Origin of the sequence: Pseudomonas aestuarii (genome assembly GCF_027988105.1) — a bacterium.
In the GTDB taxonomy this organism is placed as follows: domain Bacteria; phylum Pseudomonadota; class Gammaproteobacteria; order Pseudomonadales; family Pseudomonadaceae; genus Aquipseudomonas; species Aquipseudomonas aestuarii.
In genome coordinates this window covers 111,940-133,741 of record NZ_JAQJZJ010000010.1, presented here as the reverse complement: position 1 = coordinate 133,741, position 21,802 = coordinate 111,940, and the positions used below count along the sequence as shown (strand labels likewise).

Here is a 21,802-nt window from a genome sequence, read left to right as displayed (position 1 = left end):
TGCCTCAGGCCTGCTGATTCGCCATCAGCAGGCGGATGCTGCGCGCCGCGGCGGTGAAGTCCAGAGCCCGGGCCTGGATGACGAGTTGATCGAAGTATTCGCTCTGCGTCGCGCTCGGTGCCACGACCAGCGCTTCGACACGCTCCAAGGCTTCGAGATTGCCGCTCTCGAGCAGCGGCAGTATCGTCTCCAGCTGCTCGCGCCAAGCCAGGTCCGCTGCTGCCGGGGCTGGGGGCAGGGGCGCTGGCACGTCCGCCAGCGCGGCTTCGATAGCCTCGGCCGCACTGCTCACCATGACAGTCAACTCGTCCAGGCTGACGCTGCCGGGCAGCGTCAGCGCGGCGTCTGCAGGCGTGCTTTTCAGTTGATCCTCCAGTTCGCCGGCACGGGCCGACAACCGGCTGGCTCCCAGGGTGCCGGCACTGCCCTTGAGGGTGTGCAGTGCCGCTGCACTCGCGGCCAGGTCCTGCTCGCCAATGGCCGCGGCGAGCGTGGCGAGGATCTTGCCCATCTCCGCGCGGAAGCTCAGCAGCACGTCGCGGAACAGGCCGAGGTTGCCGCCGAAGCGGGCAATGATGGAGTCCATATCTTCGATGGCACCGGTGCTCGAAGCTGCTGGCGGCGTTGCCGGCCGCATTGCCGGCTGTGCGCCGCCGGTCAGCTGCAGCAGGGGCCGGACGAGCTCGTCGAGGTCGATCGGTTTGCCGACGTGATCGTTCATGCCCGCCGCCAGGCAATCCGCGCGATCGCTGCGTGATGCATTGGCGGTCATGGCGAGGATCGGCAGTTGGGCGAAGCGGCTGTCGGCGCGGATGCGTCGGGTCGCCTCGAGCCCGTCGATGTCGGGCATCTGCACATCCATGAGCACCACGTCGTAGGGCGAATCGGCCGTCAGCACCCGGCTGACGCCCTCCAGGCCGCCTTCGGCGAGCGTTACCAGGGCGCCTTCGCTGGCGAGCAGCTCGGAGGCGACCTGGCGGTTCAACGCGTTGTCTTCGACGACCAGCAGGCGCAGCCCGGCGAGGCGCTGGGGTCTATCGACCTTGGCCACTACGTCGGGCTCCGGTTCCTCGAGGTTCATCACCTGCCTGACTGCGCTGGCCAGCTGCTGGGGCGTCACCGGCTTACTCAGGAAGCCGTCGTAGGGCATGTCGTTGGGGTCTTCCTGAGCGAGCACTTCCCGGCCGTAGGCGGTAAGGATGACCAGCCTGGGGCACTGGTCGCCTGCCAGCGCCTGGCGGATCATGCGCGCGGTGCTGATGCCGTCGACCCCGGGCATATTCCAGTCGAGCATCACGACGTCGTAAGGCTGCGCCGCCTGGTGCGCCGCCAGTACCTGCTCCAGGGCTTGCTGACCGTCACTGGCCAGGTCCGCTTGCCAGCCGAACGCGGCGAAGCTGCGCGCCAGTATTTCCAGCGCCACGCTGTTGTCGTCCACCAGCAACCCGCGCAGCGGCCTGTGCAGAGCCGATCTGGGTGGCTTGGCCCGCGTCGTGGTGGTCAGCGGCAGGAGGATATCGAACCAGAAGCGGCTGCCGGCACCTGGCTCGCTCTCCACCTGCAGCTCGCCGCCCATCAGCCCGACCAGGCGCTTGCTGATCACCAGGCCCAGGCCGGTACCGCCGAAGCGGCGGGTGGTCGAGGCCTCCGCCTGGGTGAAACCATCGAAGATGCGCTGCAGCTGCTCGTGGCTGATGCCGATGCCCGAATCGCTGACCTCGATGCGCACTTTGACGCCGTCGGCCTGTTTGCCCTGCACGCCGATGCTGACCACGACCTGGCCGATGGCCGTGAACTTCAGGGCATTGCCGGCCAGGTTGATGAGAATCTGCTGCAGGCGCAGGCTGTCGCCGAGCAATTCGTCGGGTAGCTGTGGGTCGAGGTCGAACAGCACTTCGACCTCTTTCTGGCCGTTGCTCCCCGAGAGCACCACGCCGAGATCGCGCATCAGCTTCTCCGGCTCGAACGGATGCGGGTCGAGCTGCAGCTTGCCGGCTTCGATCTTGGAGTAGTCGAGAATGTCGTTGAGCAGGCCGAGCAGGGATTTCGCCGCGCCCTGTGCCTTGGTCACGTAGTCGCGCTGGCGCAGGTTGAGTTCGGTCTGCTCGACCAGTTGCAGCATGCCCAGCACCGCATTCATCGGCGTGCGGATCTCGTGGCTCATGTTGGCGAGGAACGAGGACTTGGCGGCGCTGGCGGCGTCGGCCTGCTCCTTGGCCTGGCGCAGGTGGGTCTCCACCTGGAGTTGGGCGGTGATGTCACGGTTGATCCCGGTGACCCGTAGCGCCTTGCCCGCGGCGTCGCGCTCGATCTGGGCGCCGGCCTGGATATGCTGGATCTGGCCGTCGGGGCGCACGACCCGGAAGATCGGGTCATAGTTGTCGTGCCCGTCGACCGCCGCGAGCAGCTTGGCCTCGGCGGCCTCGACGTCGTCGGGGTGCACCCGCGAGCGCCAGTGCTGGTAGTCCAGGCCGCTGACTTGCAGGCTTGGCGGCTGCCCGTAGAGTTCGAACATGCGATCGTTCCACTGCAGCGAGTTGTCGGCCAGGACCCAGGTCCAGATGCCCAGTTCGGCCACCTCGGCGGCCATCAGCAACTGGTCGCGGGCGGCCATCAGCTCGCTACGCTGCTTCTGCTGTGCGGTGATGTCGGTGATGATGCCGACCACCATGCGCTGGCCGGACACCTGCATTGCGCCCAGGCTGATCTGGATGGGGAAGATGCTGCCATCCTTGCGCTGGGCCAAGACCTCGCGGCCGACGCCGATTGCTCGGGCCTGATCGCCATGCAGGTAGTGCTCGAGGTGCTCATCGTGCTCGCTGCGGTAGGGTTCGGGCATCAATACGCGCACGTTCTGCCCCACCACCTCGTTGCGCTCATAGCCGAATACCCGCTCGCCGGCCGGATTGAACGAGCAGACCACTCCTTTGTCATCGATGGTAATGATCGGGTTGACGGCTGTATCGAGGATCGCCCGGGTGGTTTCCAGGCTGGCAGCCAACTCCTGCTCGGCGGCCTTGCGTTCGCTGATATCGATGGCAATCGCCAGGTAGCCGGTTAGCGTGCCGGCGTCGTCGTACATCGCCGTGACCACCACGCTGACGGTCAGGCGCGTATCGTCCTTACACCGGTAGGTCCACTCACGAACCTCGGCGCCCTCGGCCTGCGGTTTACAGGTCAGCACCTGAAAACCCTCGACCGGGCTGCCGTACTCGAGGCTCAACTGGGCGCCCCGGGTACTCAGTTCGCTGCTCAGGTGGAAGCGCTCGGGGCTCGACTTGCCCAGCAGTTCATGGGCGCGATAGCCGAGCATGCGCTCGGCCCCGGCATTGAACAGGCGAATCGTGCCCTGGGTGTCGGTGGCGATGATGGCGACCTCGGAGGCCGAACGCAGCACGCTGTTGAGCAGCAGGTTGAGCTGGTTGAGTTCCTCGGTTCGCTGCACCACCTGGCTCTCCAGGCTGGCATTGAACTCATGGATGCGCGCCTCGGCGACCTTCTGTGCAGTGATGTCGCGCACGGTCTTGGATGCCCCTGTTACCCGTCCTTCGGCATTGCGGATAGGTGACACGGTGACTGACACATCCACCAGGCTACCGTCGCTGCGCAGCCTGCGCGTCTCGAAGTTGGGTACCCGCTCGCCGTGGCTGACCTGCTCCAGCAGCATCTGTTCTTCGTCCTGCAGGTCCGCCGGCACCAGCAGATCGAGCAGGCGGCGCCCCACGGCCTGTTCACTGCTGTAGCCGAACAGCTGTTCGGCACCGCGATTCCAGCTGGTGACAACCCCCTCGAGAGTATTGCCGATGATGCCGTCGGCGGAGCTTTCGACGATGGCCGCCAGCCGTGCCTGATCGGCATGAAACTGCTGGCGCCGTAGGCGGTTGACCGTCAGGACAGCTGCCAGGGCGGCCAGCAACAGGCTGACCAGGGCACCGAGTGCCAGGGCTAATGGAGGGGAGGGCAGGTGCAGGCTCTGGACGAACGCGGGCAGGGCGATGAAGCTGGCCTGCCAGTGCCGGCCAAACACCTCGTGTTGCAGCTGCATGCGATACAGCCCGGGTGCGTCCGCTGCCTGGGGGCGATTGTCGTAGAAGAGCGTCGGCTGCTCGGGGTCGCTGTTGTCCTGCAGTTGCAGGCCGAAGGTGGCGCGCTCCAGGCCCAGGTCGGCCAGCATCTCGTGTATCAACAACGGCGCATAGCTCCAGCCAAAGCCCCTGGCTTCGCGTTCGGCGACGGTTGCCGGCACGACACCGCCCCGATAGATCGGCATGAGGATGAGGAAGGACTGCTGCGGGCTGCCCGTTGCCTGGACCAGGGTGATCGGGCCGGTCAGGTGCACTTCGCCGCTACGCAGGGCACCAAGGGCGGCCTCCCGGCGGTTGCGTTCCGAGGCGATGTCCAGGCCCACAGCCGCTACATTGCGTTCGACCGGCTCGATGTACTGGATGACGAAGCGCTCGCCCGCGTGCGGGGCAAGCTGGCGAGTGGCGAATGCGGGCCAGCCATCCGCCCTGGCTTGGTCGAGGAAGCGCGCTTCGTCGCCTTGCGCCACGCGCCGGATAAAACCGAAACCGCGTGCCCCCGGAAACTCCCGGTCGACGTCGCGAGTGCGGCTGTAACGGATGACCAGGTCGCGGCTGAGCTCCGCGCCGGCGGTCAGGATGGCGCCGCGCATACCGCGCAGGCCGTACTGATAGAGGCGGATGCGTTCCAGGACGCGCGCCGAGGTCTGTTCGGCGGTCGCCGCCATCTCGCTGCGAATGCGCGCCTGATTGGAGCGTTCCAGTTGCCAGGCCAGCAGGGCACTGACCAGCAGGCCGCAGAGCAGTGTCGCCGCGGACCAGAGTACAACCTGTGAGCGCTTCTGTGTGCTTGGCATGCGGTCGGCAGTTCCGTTTCGAGGGTGCGTCAGGTGGAACCGGGCAGGCCCCGCTCCAGTAACTGTTCCATCTCGATGCACGGGATGGGGCGGCAGTAAAAATAGCCCTGAATGACTTCGCAGCCCAAGGCGAGTAATACCTGTACCTGGTCGTGGGTCTCGACCCCTTCGGCGACCAGCTCGAGGTTGAGGGTATGACCAAGCTTGATGATCGCCTCGATGATAGCCGCATCGCTTTCATCCGCCACCATGTCGCGCACGAAACTCTGGTCGATCTTCAGCACGTCGATCGGCAAGCGCTTGAGGTAGGCCAGGCTCGAGTAGCCTGTACCGAAGTCATCGATGGCCACCCGCACGCCCAGCTTGCGCAGGGCTTGCAGGGTATCGCGCGAACTCTCCAGGTCGCGGGCCAGCACCCCTTCGGTAATCTCCAGTTCGAGCAGGTCGTGACGGATTCCTGTCTCGGCAAGTGTCTCCTTGACCATGCGCAGGAACGATTGCTCGCGAAACTGTACCGCGGAGATGTTCACGCTGACGCTGATCAGGTGGCCCTGCTCGTGCCAGGCGCGGGCATCGGCGCAGGCCTGTTGCAACACATAGCGGCCGATGGGGATGATCAGGCCGGTTTCCTCGGCCAGCGGTATGAAGTCGGCCGGCGACACCAGGCTGCCGTCGCCCGTGCGCCAGCGGATCAGCGCCTCGACGCCGACGATGCGCTGCGCACGCGCGTCGACCTTGGCCTGGTAAAACACCGTGAACACGCCCTGTTCCAGGGCTGCGCGCATATGCTGCTCGAGCAGGTGGCGCGCGCGCATGTTGTGCTCGATATCGGCGGAGAAGAAGCGCACGCGATTGCGGCCTTCCTGCTTGGCCTGGTACATGGCCGAGTCGGCATGCCGGTAGAGCGCCTCGACGGTATCGCTGTCGTCGGGAAAGAGGCTGATGCCGATGCTGGCCGACAGCTCGTAACGGTTCTGGTCGACGGTGAAGGGTTCGGCAATCACCTGGCGCAGGTTCTCGGCAATGTCGACGACCGTCTCGATGCTCTGTTGCTCGGGCAGCAGCAGGATGAACTCATCACCACCCTGGCGGCTGACGGTGTCGATCGAACGGCACAAGCGCTTGAGGCGCTGGGCGACCTCCTGCAGCAGAAGGTCGCCGGTGGAGTGGCCGATCGAGTCGTTGATGGTCTTGAAGTTGTCCAGGTCGATCAGTAGCAAGGCGACCCGCTCCTGCTTGCGCCGGGCCTGCTGCAGCGCCTGCTGGATACGATCTTGCAGGAGCATGCGGTTGGGCAGGTTGGTCAGGGCGTCATGGTTGGCCAAGTGGGTCATCTTGATCGCCATGGCGCGAGCTTCGCTGACGTCGTGGAAAACCACGATAGCGCCAGTGATCCGTCCCTCCTGGTCGCGGATGGGCGCGGCCGAGTCTTCCACGTCGAAATCGCGGCCGTCGCGCCGACGCAGCTGGCAGTTGAGTGCCATGCCGACTACCCGTTCCTCCTTGAGGGCCAGGTAGATGGGGTTCTGCAGGGGGCGCTGATCGCCGCCATCTTTCAGCGGCATGATCGCCTCGATCGGCTGGCCCACCGCCTCGCTGGCCAGCCAGCCGGTCAGCGACTCGGCGATGGGATTGACGAAGGTCACAATGCCATGAGGGTCGGTGGCGACCACCGCGTCGCCGATGGAGTTGAGCGTCACGCGGATGCGTTCCTTCTCGTCGTGCAGGGCCGATTCGGCGATCTTGCGCGCGGTGATGTCGGTAATCAGCATCAGGAAGCCGACGCAGCGGCCGTCGGCTTGGCGCGAGACCAGGGTGACCTGGCCATACTGCACGTCGCCATCGCGGCGCCGCAGCTTGATGTCGAAGGATGGCGAGCTGCCTGCCTGTACAGCCGCCAGGTAGGGCTCGACGGCGAGAAAGTTGCCTTCGCCCATGACGCGGCGCAGGTGCTGGCCGTGCATGGCGTCGGCCGTCAGGCCAAACCACTGGCCCCGGGTGTCGTTGCAGAACACGCTGCAGCTGTCGGCGCCCCAGTAGCCGATGAAAGCGGGCAGGTTGTGGATGACGTCCTGCAGGTTGCGTTGTGACAGGGCGAGCTTCTTCGACTCGCTGCGCAGGGCGATATGGGTCTTGATCCGCGCGCGGACGATAGGCACATTGAGCGGCTTTTGCACGAAATCGACGCCACCGTGATCGAGGGCCTGCAGTTCGTGCTCGCTGCGGGTGTGCGAAGTGACGAAGATGATCGCCGCATCGGCCAGCTTCGGGTCGGCCTTGAGCGCGCGGCAAACGGCGTAACCATCCATTCCCGGCATTTCTATGTCGAGCAGGACAACGTCCGGCAGACACTTGGCCGCTATCTGCAAGGCCGTTTCGCCGTTTGTGGCGAAATGCACGTCACCCAAGTCGCGAACCGCTTCCCTAAGTATCCTGATATTGCTGGCCTGGTCATCGATGATCAGTATCACCGGTGCTGGGTCGAGCGATTCCCTTAACATTCCCTTGCCCCTATATGCGCTCCGCACTGTCCACAGAGTAGACCAGATATTAATGCGTCCAGGCCATCTGTACCTGCTTCTGATCGGCCGCGCTAGACGCGGCGGTCGCTCTCGTGGGGCGCTGGTGACAGCCGCTTATGGCCGGTACAGGGCCGCGTCGAGGCCCTGTTGCCAGTCATCCAGGCTGCGCACCGCCGGGTCGTCGGCCATGTGCTGGATGATCTCGAGTTAGTGCTGCTTGAATGAGCAGATGCGCAGCGTCAGTCACTTGTATCCGCGCTACGAGCGGTGGGCAATGAGTGCGGGACGATCAGTCAACTCAGGCGGTTTAAAGTAGCTCAATACATGCAACTTACAGCCAAGGTCTAATAAGTCCTTGCATAGCGTCGCAGTTGCTCTTGTGTGCGTCGGATTGGTCGGTATTTAGAAGCTATTGGTCGTAATTAGGTATTCTTGTTCTGGAGAAAAGTAGTATGTGGTGCTGGCCCAGTGGTCATGGTTGATCAAGATTAACTAACGAATGAAATAATCCGTCATGTAACATTGTGTAATTGGTTTACAGACAGGGAGGTTCAGCATGCGCATGAATCGGAATATCACCACCGTAGAACGAACATTTCCCGCCGAACAGCGTTTGATTTCCACCACCGATGCAAGTGGAAACATAACTTATTGCAACGACGAGTTCACAAAGATAAGCGGTTTTTCCCAGGCTGAGTTGATCGGCAGTCCGCACAATCTGGTTCGCCATCCCGATATGCCGGCCGCAGTATTCGGGGTGATGTGGGGCTACCTGAAGGCGGGTAAGAGCTGGATGGGGGTGGTGAAGAATCGCTGCAAAAATGGCGATTATTACTGGGTCAGTGCCTATGTCACGCCGATTCTGGACGGTGGTCGCCTGGTTGGTTATGAGTCGGTCAGGGTCAAGCCCAGTCGCGAGCAGGTGGAGCGCGCGACAGCGCTTTATGGGCGTATCAAGGCAGGAAAACAAGCGGCACCAATGGCGCGTAAGTACTTCGCTGTGTTGGGAAGTTTGGCGCCGATAGTGCTGGCGGCCGGGGTGGCGCTTGGTGCAGCTGCTTTATTATCCGATACGGCATCCCAAGTAATAACAGTTGGGCTGTTTATTGCCGTTGGGCTGTGGTCGCATGCGCGCCAAGATAGCCATGCGAATAATATTCTTAAAAGTGCATCCCATGCGTTTGCCGACCCGATTAGTGCCCTTGCTTACAGCGATGCAAGGGGTACCTCGGCACAATTGGAAATGGTTTTGATCAGTGAGGAGGCGCGTCTCAAGACAGCTCTGACGCGTTTGAGTGATTTGGCTGGCCAAGTGGCTGTAGCTGCCTCCGACTCATCCGCACTCTCCGCTCGCACCGAGCACGCCTTGCTGGAGCAGCGTGCAGAAACGGACATGACCGCGACTGCCATGACCGAGATGGCGGCTTCAATCGCCGAAGTGGCGGGGCATGTGCAATTGACCGCCACCGAGGCACGCACTGCAAATGAGCTGGCGCAGCAGGGTGACAAGGTGGCGCAAGCGTCCCGTGAGGCGATTCAAGTGTTAGCCAGCACGGTAAGTAATATCAGTAGCGCGGTCGATAAGCTGGCCGGCGAAACCCAGCAAATCATGAGTGCGGCTGGGATCATCCAGTCCATTGCAGAGCAGACCAATCTTTTGGCGCTAAACGCCGCCATTGAGGCCGCACGCGCGGGTGAGCAGGGGCGTGGTTTTGCTGTAGTGGCCGATGAGGTCCGCGCCTTAGCGAGCAAGACGCGCGAATCCACTCAACAGATTCAAGGCATCATTGAAACCCTCAAGCGGGGGGCTGATGAGGCGGTGGGTATTGCCAGGCTGGGTATTAGTGAAGCAGATCACGGCGTCCAGCAAGTGGTCGAGACTCAGCTTGCGCTGCAAGGTATTCGTCAAGCGGTTGAGCGGATCAGCGGCATGAGTGAGCAAATGGCCGCCGCCTCCGAAGAGCAAAGCCATGTGGCTGAGGATATCGCCAGGCAGATCAATAATGTGGCAGGAACAGTTGAGGGAACGGCCAAAAGTGCCAATGCGGCAGTGCTGCGTGGCGGCGAACTGGAGCGTGCATCACGTGGCTTGCACTCGCTGGTTGAACGGTTCAATCGATAGCGGTTTCCCCCTGCGGGCTGTGAGGAGTGGCTTGCCGCATCAACCCCCCCAAAAAAAAGAAAAAGGCCCTGCCATGGGGCCGCCGTGTATCTAAACTGTCTGCCGCCAAGTGAGTCTTCACGGCGGTTACCTGCGCAACGTATCGACAAGCATGAGTGAAGATAACCGGATCAGGATTGGTTCAATGACAGCTTCCCATGGGGGACTGTTGCACGACTGGTGCAGTTGCATGTCGCTGATCTGACGACATCGTAGCGTGTGCAGACAGAGGCGGCAGATCAGCTGTCGAGGTAAAGGAACTACTCCAACATGATGATTAATCTATTCCAGAGTGCTGCGCTGCTGCTGTCCTTATGTTGGTTGCAGGCGGTTAATGCACATCTTCTACGCTCGCGCGGGCTGACCGCGCAGCTTGTATCAGGCCTGATATTTGGTGGTGCCTGCGTGATCGGCATGCTGATGGCGACCACCATACAGCCCGGGATCATCTATGACGCCCGCACTGTGGTGCTCAGCATGGCCGGTTTGTTTGGCGGCCCGTTAGTCGCTGCTATTGCGGCCTTTCTAGCCGGCGCTTCCCGACTCTGGCTTGGCGGCGCCGGGGCGATGGGTGGGGTGGTCGAGATAGTCCTGACCGTGCTGCTGGGGTTGGCTTATCGGTCTTTCTATCTGCAAGGCAAGGTCAGTCGTAGATTGTTGCCATTATGGTTCTTCGGTTTATTGGTGCAGGCTCAGGGGCTGTTGCTCTTGGTGCTTCTGCCTAGTGAATATGTGCTAGTCCTTCTGGCGCAGGCAGCGTTGCCTATGCTGTTGGTGATGCCGGTCGCCACTGTGCTGCTCGGCTCGATGCTTGAGCATATCGAGCATCGCAAGCGTATGGATCTGGTGCTGCAAATGAGTGAGGCACGCCAGCGTGCAATCACTGAAGCGATTCCAGATCTGTTGCTAGTGCTGGATCAGGATGGCCGTTATCTGGAGGTGGTTTATCCCAAAGACAACCGGCTCCATTCCCTTTGCCCGAGGCGGGTCGGTCAGTCTTTGTTTGAGGTGCTGCCGCACAATGATGCCTGGCGCCTGCTGAATTTTATCCAACATACCTTGACGAGCGACTACCCACAGAAAATCGAATATTCGATTCAGGGACCGCAAGGTCTCATGGTGCTTGAGGGGCGGGCGCAGCGGCTGGATGGTCCTATCGACGGCAAGCGGGCGGTGGTATTCCTGGCCCGCGACATCACCGAACGGATGAGTGCCGAGCGCGAGCTGCGCATCGCCGCCATCGCCTTCGAATCGCAGCAGGGCATGATCATCAGCGACCTGGACAGCCGCATTCTAAGGGTCAACAAGGCGTTCAGTGCGATCACCGGCTACAGTGCGGAGGATGTCCTTGGGCAGAAAACCCGGATGCTTAGCTCGGGGCGCCAGGGCCCAGAGTTCTACCAGGACATGTGGCGTAGCCTCAGCGAAACGGATAGATGGCAAGGCGAGATCTGGAACCGGCGCAAGAACGGCGAAGTGTTTCCTGAGTGGTTGTCTATCAGTGCGGTACGCAACGGTCAGGGGCAGGTCATCAACTATGTCGCCTCGCTGACCGACAGCACCGAGCGCAAGGCGGCCGAGGACCGGATCAAACAACTGGCATTCTACGATGCGCTGACGACACTGCCCAACCGTCGCCTGTTGCTTGATCGATTGCAGCATGCCGTGGCCAGCAGCGCGCGCAGTGGCCAGTTTGCCGCGTTGATGTTCCTCGATCTGGACAATTTCAAGAACGTCAACGATCGCTATGGGCATCAGGCCGGCGACAGGCTGTTGTGCCTGGCGGCCGAGCGTCTGGGCAACGCGGTCAGGGCCAGTGACACGGTCGCGCGTCTGGGGGGGGATGAGTTTGTGGTCATGCTGGAAAGCCTGGAGAGGTTACCCGAAGAAGCTGCGGCCCAGGCCGAGCATACGGCGCAAAAGGTACTGGCGGCGCTCGCCGCACCCTACCGGATTGGCACTGCGGAGCTGCGCAGCAGCGTCAGTGTCGGCGTGGTGTTGTTCAACGATGAGTCTTGCAGTTGTGAAGAGCTGATGATGCGCGCCGACTTGTCGATGTATGAGGCCAAGGCTGCGGGTAAGAGCGCCGTGCGTTTCTTCGATCCAGTAATGCAGGATGCGGTCAGTTCGCGCTTGCGCCTCGAGGAGGAAATTGGCCACGGTCTCCTGACGGGAGAGTTCATCGGCTATCTGCAGCCGCAGGTGGACGAAGCCCATGGCCTTCTGGGGGCTGAAGTGCTGGCGCGCTGGCAGCATCCGCAGCGCGGTCTGCTAGGGCCGGCAAGCTTTATCGAGGTGGCCGAGCGCGCCGGGCTGGTCGAGCAGCTGGACTTTCAGATGCTGCGCGGTGCCTGCGAGTTATTGGCCTTGTGGCGACAGCAACCGGCCCTGGAACGGCTCAGCCTGGCGGTGAACATCAGTGCTCGCCTGCTCTACCAGGTAGATTTTGTCGAGCGTTTGCTGGATCTACTGCGGGAAACGGGTGCCAATCCGGGTCGGCTCAAGCTGGAGCTGACTGAATCGCTGCTGCTCGACGATCTGCAAGGCGCCAGTACCTGCATGTTGGCATTGAAGAGCCATGGCATTCGCTTCTCGATTGACGACTTCGGTACTGGCTATTCGTCGATGGCCTACCTTCAGCAGTTGCCGCTGGATCAACTGAAGATTGACCAGTCCTTCGTGCGCAAGTTGCCGGAGGACGGCAGCAGCCTGGCGATCATCCGGGCCATCTGCGCCTTGGCAGTCAGCCTCGAACTGGAGGTGATTGCCGAGGGCGTGGAAACCGAAGTGCAGCTCTCGACCTTGCGGGATACTGGCTGCCAGCGTTATCAGGGCTATCTGTTTGGACGGCCTATGCCGTTGGTGGAGTTCGAGGGTTTGGCCATGGCAAATACACTTGACTCCGGTCGCGAAGGGCAAGCATTGCTGTGGAGGATTTAGTCGGGTTTTGGCTAAAGTACTCGCTCGTCCGGCTATCGACTGCGTAGTCAACTGGGCAGTTTATTGGTTTATCTACACTATCGAACCATTCCAGGGTTCATGGCAGGTGCGGCCAACGGTACATGCAGGCCGCAGGGCTGCCAGTCATGGGGCGCTCGTCAGCCAAGGACTTAGGTGTCAGATCCGCGCAGCGATCAATCGTTGCGCGTCAGCACTTCCAGCCGTTCGGTCTCGATGGTCAGGTTGGAGTGCGGCTTGATGTGTTCGCCGGTCTTCCTCTCCTCATCGCCCAGGTGCGCCGGTACGAACAGCTTGCGCTTGCCGCCAGCCCATCCGACCCTGATTCCAGCCATTGATTATCCGGTCGCTGCCGAGCACGGCTTTGGAGCCGCTTGCCACGAGCGTAGGAGGAGATGAAAGTGCTGCCGTCCTTCATCACCATGCCTGTGCTGAGTGGTGATCAGAACGCGCATGATCACGGCCTTGCCAATTTCTACAAGCTGCAGTTCGCTGCTCTTCGCGTGCTCTTGCTCTGTCGCCAGCCCCTGACTGGCTTGCCTGGCAGGGTTTTCTCAGGATTGTAACGGCCGGCTGATGCCAGAGGCCGGCCTGTTGCCGACGCTGAGTCGACCCTTGAGCCGGTCGCCCGAATGCAGGCGTTTTCTCACTGTGGGTATTGCTACCAAGGGAGTAGTTAAATCGGCACTGCGTGCAATTGTTGTGTAAGGCCCTGCGGCGAAGAATTAACGCCAGACCGGGAAAACTTCCCGGGGATAACAATTAACCCGCAGAGGTAACCGCAATGAAACACTCCGGTCTACGCAAGCCCTTCGTGCTGAGTGCACTGTGCGCCGCCATGCTCCTCCCCGCCGTGTCGGCGTGGGCGGTCACCGATAAAGAAATCCTCAACGACGTAAACACCACTGACCAGGTCGTGACCAACGGCATGGGCCTGCAAGGTCAGCGCTATAGCACCCTGGATATCCTCAATACCGACAACATCAAGGATCTGCGCCCGGTCTGGACGATGTCCTTCGGTGGCGAGAAGCAGCGCGGCCAGCAAGCGCAGCCGATGATCAAGGACGGTGTGATGTATGTCACTGCCTCCTATTCGCGGGTGTTTGCCGTGGATGCGCGCACCGGCAAGGAACTCTGGCAATACGATGCACGCCTGCCGGACGATATCCGTCCGTGCTGTGACGTGATCAACCGTGGTGTGGCGCTGTATGGCGACCTGGTGATCTTCGGCACCCTGGATGCCAAGCTGGTCGCCCTGAACAAGGACACCGGCAAGGTGGTGTGGCGCAAGAACGTCGCCGACCACAAGGCCGGCTATTCGATCACCGCGGCGCCGCTGGTGGTCAACGGCAAGCTGATTACCGGCGTCTCCGGTGGCGAATTCGGCGTGGTCGGCAAGATCGAAGCCTATGATCCGAAGAACGGTGAACTGCTGTGGAGTCGGCCGACCGTCGAAGGTCACATGGGCTACATCTACAAGGACGGCAAGAAGATCGAAAACGGCATTTCCGGCGGCGAAGCCGGCAAGACCTGGCCGGGCGATCTGTGGAAGACCGGCGGCGCGGCGCCTTGGCTGGGCGGCTACTACGACCCGGAAACCAACCTGCTGCTGTTCGGCACCGGCAACCCGGCGCCGTGGAACTCGCACCTGCGTCCTGGCGACAACCTGTACTCGTCCTCGCGCCTGGCCCTGAATCCGGACGACGGCACCATCACCTGGCACTTCCAGACCACCCCGCATGACGGCTGGGACTTCGACGGCGTCAATGAACTGGTGTCCTTCAACTACCAGGACGGCGGCAAGACCATCAAGGCCGCGGCTACCGCGGACCGCAATGGCTTCTTCTACGTACTCGATCGCACCAATGGCAAGTTCATCCGTGGCTTCCCGTTCGTCGACAAGATCACCTGGGCCAAGGGCCTGGACAAGAATGGTCGGCCAATCTACGACGACAGCAACCGTCCGGGCGCGCCGGGTAGTGCCGACAAGGGCAGCAGCGTGTTCTCCGCCCCGGCCTTCCTCGGCGCGAAGAACTGGATGCCCATGGCCTACAGCAAGGACACCGGGCTGTTCTACGTGCCATCGAATGAGTGGGGCATGGACATCTGGAACGAAGGCATCGCCTACAAGAAGGGCGCGGCTTACCTCGGCGCTGGCTTCACCATCCGTCCGCTGAATGAGGATTACATCGGCGTATTGCGTGCCATCGATCCGAAAACCGGCAAGGAAGTCTGGCGCCAGAAGAACTACGCGCCATTGTGGGGCGGGGTGATGACCACCAAGGGTAACCTGGTGTTCACCGGCAACCCCGAGGGCTTCCTGCAGGCCTTCAACGCCAAGACCGGCGAGAAGGTCTGGGAATTCCAGACCGGTTCCGGCGTGCTGGGCTCCCCGGTCACCTGGGAAATGGACGGCGAGCAGTATGTCTCGGTGCTGTCCGGCTGGGGCGGCGCGGTGCCGCTGTGGGGCGGCGAAGTGGCCAAGCGGGTGAAGAACTTCAACCAGGGCGGCATGCTCTGGACCTTCAAGCTGCCGAAGGATCTGGTGGCCAAGCACTGATCGGCTACCCCTGAAGTACCAATGAGGCACAAGGCCGGCTCATGAGCCGGCCTTGTGCTATCTGTCGTCCAGGTTTTCGCGCTTGCCTGGAGCCTACGAGCATATGCAAGGCCTACACTGTCGGGCGGTCCCTCAAATGGCCCGCACGACATAGTGCACTGGATAAGGCCCGGCGCAATCCATTGTGCTGCGCGCTGCTCTCCTCCGCTACACGCCGAAGCGGTGGTGGGCACGGCACAACCTAGGCAGGTTTGCCGCCGTCGAGCAGACGCTGCACATGCCAGGGCCAGGCATGCAGCAGGACGCTGTGCACCTGTAGCAGTTCGGCGCCGGCGGCAAGTCGGGCTTGGAGGTGTTCGGCGCTCTGGATGCCGCCGACCGACATCAACGCCATCTGCCCACCGCACAAGCGCCGTAATTGCTCGATCTGTGCGCAGGCTTGCGCCTGGCGGACATCGGTTTGCCAGGCGTGGTAGCGCTGGCGGGTCGCCGGTGGGCCGGGATCATGGGCGACGAGCAGGCCATCGTAGCCCAACTCCAGCAGCAGTTCGGCCAACTCCAGCGGCACCTGGCCGGGCAGGCAGCGCAGTTTGACCGCCAGCGGTACCCGGCGCTCGGGCCGGTCCAGGTGCTGCTGCTCGCTGCGCACCGCGGCCAGCAGCTGGCGCAGTCGAGGCCGCAGCTCGGCGCCGAGCAGCGCCGTACTGCGCGGGCCGATCAGGTTCAGGGTGAGGTAGTCGGCCAGCGGCCAGGCGCGGGCCAGGCCGGCGCGCAACGCCGTGAGGCTAATGTCCGGGGTCAGGCTGAGGTTGATTCCCAGGCGCGCCGTCCCGGGCCTGAGCGTCCGTGCCGACAGTTGGGCTATCGCGGCGAGATCGAGGCTGCCGATTTCGTTGCAGCCGAAACCCAGTGCGCCGGCCCGCCGACCGAGTCGACCAAAGCGGTCGAAACCGGCGGCGATGCTCAGCGGTGCCGCGAAGTGCAGGCCCATCACCTCGACGGGGCGCTCGAAGACGGGTGGCGTCAGGCAACGGGCGGCGATGCAGGCCAGTTGCAGGGTCAGCCTATGACCGGTGCTCAGCGTGGCTTCAGCCATGCCGGCGCTCGAAGTCGCGCATGAGCGTCAGTAGGCGCTCGACCCCCGCCAGCGGCATGGCGTTATACAGGCTGGCGCGCACGCCACCGCTGGCCGCGTGGCCCTGCAGGTTGAGCAGGCCGGCCGCTGCGGCCTCCCTGAAGAAGTCCGGCAGCAGGCGTGGGTCGCGCAGGTGGAAGCAGACGTTGATGGCGGAGCGATCCGCCGGCTGCTGGTGACACTGGTAAAGGTCGCTGGCATCGATGTGCTGGTAGAGCAGTTGGCTCTTGTGCTCGTTGGCGCGGGCCATGACTTCGAGCCCGCCCTGTTGGCGAATCCAACGCAGCATCAGGGCGGCGCAGTAGGTGGCGAAGGTCGGCGGGGTGCACAGGCGACTCTGCTGCTCGGCCTGCAGGGCGTAGCTGAATGGCGAAGGCAAGCCGGCGCGGGGCGCCTTGAGCAGGTCGTCTCGTACGATCAGCAGGCACAGACCGGCGATGCCGAGGTTCTTCTGCGCGCTGGCGTAGATCAGGCCGAAGCGTTCGACCGGCAGCGGACGGGTGAGCAAGTCCGAGCTCATGTCCGCCACCAGCGGCACCGACAATTCGGGGAAATGCTGCAGCTGAAGGCCGTTGGCGGTCTCGTTGCTGGTGACGTGGCAGTAGCCGGCCCGCGGATCCAGGCGCCATTGCTCGGGGGGCGGAATCGCGCGCAAGTCTTCGCTGGCGCTGGCGATGATGTTCAGCGGCGCATGGCGGCGCGCCTCGGCAATCGCCTTGGCCGCCCAGTAGCCGCTGTTCAGGTAGTCTGCCGACTGGCCGGGCGCGAGCAGGTTGAGGGGTAGCAGGCCGAACTGGCAGGTCGCGCCGCCATGCATGAACAGCACACGGTAGTTTGACGGGATCGCCAGCAGTTCGCGTAGGTCCTGTTCGGCCTCGTGCATCAGGCCTTTGAACGGCGCGCCGGTGAACGGCAGTTCCAGCATGGACTGGCCGCTGCCGCGCCAGTCCGGCAACTCGTCCTGGATCTGTGCGAGCACCGCCGCCGGCAACATCGCCGGCCCGGCGGCGAAGTTGTAGCGCTCGCCGCTATCAACCACGGGCGCGCCGTCAGGAAAACAGGTGCAGGCCATGACCACCGGCCGCCATCAGAAACAGCAAGGGCATCGACAGGATGGTGTTGCTGCGCGAGGAGAGGAAGGTAATCCGTGAGCAGCGCACCCGCTCCTCCAGGCTGGCCGGGACGAAACCCAGCAGCTTCTTCTGGTGTGGCCAGAGCACCAGCCACAGGTTGAGCAGCATCAGGGTGCCGATCCAGGCGCCGAGGCCGATCACCGCCAGCGGGCCTTGCAGCAGCAGGGCGTCTTCCAGCCAGCCGCGTTGCCAGAGCATCAGCATGCCGGAGAGCCAGACCAGCAGCGAGGCGTAGCGGAAGATGCCGTGCTCGCGTTTCATCCGCTGTTCCAGGTCGCGGTTCAGGGCGCTGGTGTCGATGCCGTTCTGCAGTGGCACGAACCTGGGGTTCTGGATGAAGCTGGCATAGTTGTGGCCCACCCAGACCAGGGCGAACAGCAGGTGGGCGTAGCGAGCCAGCAGGTCGATAACGCTCATGGGCAACCCCTATACCAGCCAGAACCTGAGCAGCAAGTAACAGCCCAGGGTCAGCATGAGGCCGGCGCCAAGGCTGCCGGCGAAGGAGTCATGGGGTAGTTTCAAGGTTCACCCCCTGGCTGGCGTGGCGCGCAATCAGCGGCCGATTGGTGTGTGGTTGCTGCGCCAGGGCCACCGCCTGCTGGATCAGCTGGTGATGGGGCGACTTGCTGCACGCCGGATCGGTGTTGGCGCCGGAGCCGGTGAGCAGCAGCGCCTGGCAGCGGCAGCCGCCGAAGTCCTTTTCCTTTTCGTCGCAGCTGCGGCACGGCTGCGGCATCCAGGCATCGCCGCGGTAGAGGTTGAATACCGGCGAGTCGTGCCAGATTTCGCCCAGGCGCTGCTGGCGCACATTGGGGAAATCCAGGTCCTTGAAGCTGCTGGCCTGGGAGCAGGGCAGGACGTTGCCGTTGGGTGCGATGGTCAGGTGGATGGCGCCCCAGCCGTTCATGCAGGCCTTGGGCCGGCCTTCGTAATAATCGGGGATGACGAAGAAGATGGTCAGGCGATCACCCAGGCGCTCGCGGGCTTCTTGCACCTGAGCTTCGGCGCGTTGCAGTTCCTCACGGGTCGGCATCAATTGCTCGCGATTGAGCAGCGCCCAGTTGTAGTACTGCACGTTGGCCAGCTCCATGTAGTCCACCCCGAGTTCGGCGGCGAAGTCGATGATCTGCGGGATCTGGCCGATGTTCTGCCGGGTGATGGGCACGTTGAGCACCATCGGGAAGCCCTGCGCCTTGATCGCGCGGGCCATGCCGAGCTTGCGCTCCAGGCAATCGACGCCGGCCAGCTGTTGCGCCGTGGCCCGGTCGGTAGACTGGAAGCCGAGCTGGATATGCCGCAGGCCGGCGTCTTTGAGTGCGCGCAGGCGGGCCTCGGTGAGGCCGATGCCGGAGGTGATCAAGTTGGTGTAGTAGCCCAGGCGATCGGCTTCGGCCACCAGGATTTCCAGATCCTTGCGCAACGTCGGTTCGCCGCCGGAAAAACCGATCTGCATGGCGCCAAGTTCGCGGGCCTGGCGCATCACCTCGATCCACTCGGCCGTGTTCAATTCATTGCGGCGATAGTCGGCAAAGTTGCGCGGATTACTGCAGAACACACACTGCAACGGGCACTGGTAGGTTAATTCCAGCAACAACCAGACCGGGTTGCCATTACCATCAAGTCTTAATTCGGATCCAGCCTTTGCCACGGGACACCTCCAGAAAACGCAGGACACCATTGCGAATGACATTCGCATCGGCCACTTCATACAGTGCGCCAAGTTGCTCGAGCACTTCGGCCACGTTAGTGTGACCATCGCAGCAATTGAGAATGTCGCCGCCAGTTTTATTCAGTTTGACGATGCCTTCGGGGTACAGAAGAACATGGGCATGTTGCGAGTGTTCCCAGCGGAACATGAAGGGTGGGCGAATTTCGAAACGGTCTGCCAGGTCTATCGGAACAGTTGTCATGGCCTGCCTCGCGTCTGGTGCGGCGAGGCGCCAGCGCAGGCGCTCCGCCGGGTTAACGGCTTAGCGTACGTAAACGTACGCGGTGACTTCGAAGCCCAGACGCAGGTCACAAAAGTCCGGATCTATCCACTGCATGGTCTATCTCCTATTAGGCGGTAAGTTCACTGTTTGCGATGTTGCAAGTCGAGGCTACAGTCAGGTCCTGGCGTACACTAATAGAACTTTAGGGTTAAATGTACGGGCAGTTGGTAGTACGTTTGCTACCTGATTGTAATAGTTGCAGTAAGCTGTTCGGTTGTTGATTGTAATCAAGGGTGAATGTGCAGTTGGCCCGTAACATAAGTGCCTTTTTTCTCTCGGCCGATGTGTTTGGTTACCCGCTTGAGTGAAAGGGAAATGTACTCGGCAAGTTTCTGTTGATGTAAAAACGTCGCCGAACACAAGCAGTCGCCTATGCCGCGGCACGGCGGCTGTGAGCCCTGCGAGTCGCGGATCGCTCGAGCTAATTGGCCGGGGCAGAGGGCGATTGCAGGCTAGCGCAGTAGGCGAGCGTTATTTCACAAGCGCTCAGGTGCGGTGGGATCGAGCCATCCATGCAGGATCGAACCTCATGCAGCCTTGGCTGCCAACACCATACAGCTGTGCAGGTGTGGATTGCCGCTCTCTGCCCAGCGCGTCTGTGCAGCTGCATTGGCCGGATATCGACGGCATGCACTAGCAGAAGCAGCTACGCTGAATTTTCCAACGGCAGTTCCAACTGGACGGGCAAACGCCGGGCATAGACAACCTGCGCATCTACTACCAAATAACGAGACGTTCTGTGCCATGGGCGCATACCGGTCGAGCCGGCAGCTTCCTAATATCGAACCATGACCTGTTCCACGTTTCCGGGGACAGGCTCCGACAAGAGAAGAGAGGTCATCATCATGATTTACGCTAAACCCGGCACGCCAGGCGCTGTTATCACCCTCAAGCCGCGCTACGGCAACTTCATCGGTGGCGAATTCGTTGCCCCGGTCAATGGCGCGTACTTCAGCAACACCAGCCCGGTCGATGCCTCGCTGATCGGTGAGTTCCCCCGTTCCAGCGCCGAAGATATCGAGCTGGCCCTGAACGCCGCCCACGCCGCTGCCGATGCTTGGGGCAAGACCTCGGTGCAGAACCGCTCGCTGGTGCTGCTGAAAATTGCCGATCGCATCGAAGCCAACCTCGAGCTGTTGGCCGTGGCCGAAACCTGGGACAACGGCAAGGCCGTGCGCGAAACCCTGAATGCCGACGTGCCCCTGGCCGCCGACCACTTCCGCTACTACGCCGGCTGCATCCGCGCCCAGGAAGGCAGTGCCGCCGAGATCGACGAGCACACCGCCGCCTATCACTTCCACGAGCCGCTGGGCGTGGTCGGGCAGATCATCCCGTGGAACTTCCCGCTGCTGATGGCCGCCTGGAAACTAGCTCCGGCCCTGGCCGCCGGTAACTGCATCGTGCTCAAGCCGGCCGAGCAGACGCCGCTGTCGATCACCGTGCTGATGGAACTGATCGGTGACCTGTTGCCGCCGGGCGTGCTCAACGTGGTCCAGGGCTTCGGCCGCGAAGCCGGTGAGGCCCTGGCCACCAGCAAGCGCATCGCCAAGATCGCCTTCACCGGCTCCACCCCGGTGGGCTCGCACATCCTCAAGTGCGCTGCCGAGAACATCATCCCGTCGACCGTGGAGCTGGGCGGCAAGTCGCCGAACATCTTCTTCGAAGACATCATGAACGCCGAGCCGGCCTTTATCGAAAAAGCCGCCGAAGGCCTGGTGCTGGCGTTCTTCAACCAGGGCGAGGTGTGCACCTGCCCATCGCGTGCGCTGGTGCAGGAGTCGATCTACGACGCCTTCATGGTCGAGGTGATGAAGAAGATCCAGGTGATCAAGCGCGGCGACCCGCTGGACACCGAGACCATGGTCGGCGCCCAGGCCTCCGAGCAGCAGTACGACAAGATCCTCAGCTACTTGCAGATCGCCCAGGAGGAAGGCGCCGAGCTGCTCACCGGCGGCGCGGCGGAACGCCTGGAAGGTGACCTGGCCAGCGGCTACTACATCCAGCCGACCCTGCTCAAGGGCAACAACAAGATGCGCGTGTTCCAGGAAGAGATCTTCGGCCCGGTGGTGGGTATCACCACCTTCAAGGACGAAGCCGAGGCCCTGGCGATTGCCAACGACACCGAGTTCGGCCTGGGTGCAGGCCTGTGGACCCGCGACATCAACCGCGCCTACCGCATGGGCCGGGCGATCAAGGCCGGTCGCGTGTGGACCAACTGCTACCACCTGTACCCGGCGCATGCCGCCTTCGGTGGCTACAAGAAGTCCGGCGTCGGCCGCGAGACCCACAAGATGATGCTCGACCACTACCAGCAGACCAAGAACCTGCTGATCAGCTACGACATCAACCCGCTGGGCTTCTTCTGAGTCCGATGATGCTCCTCGGCGCACGTGCTCCCGTGCGCCGGGTTTACCTGCGATATGCCCTCGGGCGAGGTTTGCAACAGGCTGCAGTGGCCTGATA

The 21,802-nt window shown here is 62.5% G+C and carries 11 protein-coding genes and 3 pseudogenes; 5 read left to right on the top strand and 9 right to left on the bottom strand.

Annotation, left to right across the window (positions count from 1 at the left end):
* Nucleotides 1-4: 4 nt before the first annotated feature.
* The gene (locus tag PH586_RS19585) at nt 5-4,879 is read right to left on the bottom strand and encodes a PAS domain-containing hybrid sensor histidine kinase/response regulator (protein WP_271349480.1); all 4,875 of its coding nucleotides are present in this window, start codon (nt 4,877-4,879) and stop codon (nt 5-7) included.
* A gap of 29 nt (nt 4,880-4,908) precedes the next feature.
* Complete coding sequence (locus tag PH586_RS19580) at nt 4,909-7,380, bottom strand: two-component system response regulator (RefSeq protein ID WP_271349479.1); 2,472 nt, start codon at nt 7,378-7,380, stop codon at nt 4,909-4,911.
* 577 nt (nt 7,381-7,957) lie between these two features.
* On the opposite strand from PH586_RS19580, the pseudogene PH586_RS23760 reads away from it, so the two are divergent.
* The 3 genes and pseudogenes from PH586_RS23760 to PH586_RS19570 form a co-directional block, all read left to right on the top strand.
* A pseudogene (locus PH586_RS23760) lies at nt 7,958-8,275 on the top strand (PAS domain-containing protein); the annotation flags it as partial.
* 306 nt (nt 8,276-8,581) lie between these two features.
* Nucleotides 8,582-9,523, top strand: a pseudogene (locus tag PH586_RS23755) (methyl-accepting chemotaxis protein); the annotation flags it as partial.
* Between the two features lie 309 nt (nt 9,524-9,832).
* Complete coding sequence (locus tag PH586_RS19570) at nt 9,833-12,502, top strand: EAL domain-containing protein (RefSeq protein WP_271349477.1); 2,670 nt, start codon at nt 9,833-9,835, stop codon at nt 12,500-12,502.
* A gap of 194 nt (nt 12,503-12,696) precedes the next feature.
* Here the strand turns inward: PH586_RS19570 and PH586_RS19565 are convergent.
* Nucleotides 12,697-12,975, bottom strand: a pseudogene (locus PH586_RS19565) (FKBP-type peptidyl-prolyl cis-trans isomerase).
* Between the two features lie 329 nt (nt 12,976-13,304).
* Between PH586_RS19565 and PH586_RS19560 the strand changes: the two are divergent.
* Nucleotides 13,305-15,080 carry a methanol/ethanol family PQQ-dependent dehydrogenase gene (locus PH586_RS19560; RefSeq protein WP_271349476.1) on the top strand — a complete coding sequence of 592 codons (1,776 nt, stop codon included), beginning with the start codon at nt 13,305-13,307 and terminating at the stop codon, nt 15,078-15,080.
* 241 nt (nt 15,081-15,321) lie between these two features.
* Here PH586_RS19560 and PH586_RS19555 read toward each other — a convergent pair whose 3' ends face one another.
* From PH586_RS19555 to pqqA, 6 genes are all read right to left on the bottom strand, one after another.
* Nucleotides 15,322-16,176, bottom strand: a complete 855-nt coding sequence (locus PH586_RS19555; protein WP_271349475.1) for a phosphoserine aminotransferase — start codon at nt 16,174-16,176, stop codon at nt 15,322-15,324.
* Nucleotides 16,169-17,287, bottom strand: coding sequence for a 3-phosphoserine/phosphohydroxythreonine transaminase (gene serC, locus PH586_RS19550; RefSeq protein ID WP_271349474.1), 1,119 nt, complete (start codon nt 17,285-17,287; stop codon nt 16,169-16,171). The genes PH586_RS19555 and serC overlap by 8 nt, the downstream gene beginning before the upstream one ends.
* Nucleotides 17,265-17,765 (bottom strand): urate hydroxylase PuuD, encoded by a 501-nt coding sequence (locus tag PH586_RS19545; RefSeq protein WP_408637005.1) that lies wholly within the window; start codon nt 17,763-17,765, stop codon nt 17,265-17,267. The genes serC and PH586_RS19545 overlap by 23 nt, the downstream gene beginning before the upstream one ends.
* Nucleotides 17,766-17,853: 88 nt before the next feature.
* Nucleotides 17,854-18,996 (bottom strand): pyrroloquinoline quinone biosynthesis protein PqqE, encoded by a 1,143-nt coding sequence (pqqE, locus tag PH586_RS19540; protein ID WP_271349472.1) that lies wholly within the window; start codon nt 18,994-18,996, stop codon nt 17,854-17,856.
* On the bottom strand, nt 18,965-19,258 hold the full coding sequence (gene pqqD / locus PH586_RS19535) for a pyrroloquinoline quinone biosynthesis peptide chaperone PqqD (RefSeq protein WP_271349471.1): 294 nt from the start codon (nt 19,256-19,258) through the stop codon (nt 18,965-18,967). The genes pqqE and pqqD overlap by 32 nt, the downstream gene beginning before the upstream one ends.
* 60 nt (nt 19,259-19,318) lie before the next feature.
* Nucleotides 19,319-19,393: a pyrroloquinoline quinone precursor peptide PqqA gene (pqqA, locus tag PH586_RS23750; protein ID WP_003282509.1), complete on the bottom strand. Its 75-nt coding sequence runs from the start codon at nt 19,391-19,393 to the stop codon at nt 19,319-19,321.
* Between the two features lie 791 nt (nt 19,394-20,184).
* Here pqqA and exaC point away from each other — a divergent pair.
* A complete protein-coding gene (gene exaC / locus PH586_RS19530) occupies nt 20,185-21,705 on the top strand; it encodes an acetaldehyde dehydrogenase ExaC (RefSeq protein ID WP_271349470.1) in 1,521 nt (506 codons plus the stop codon).
* Nucleotides 21,706-21,802 lie beyond the last annotated feature (97 nt).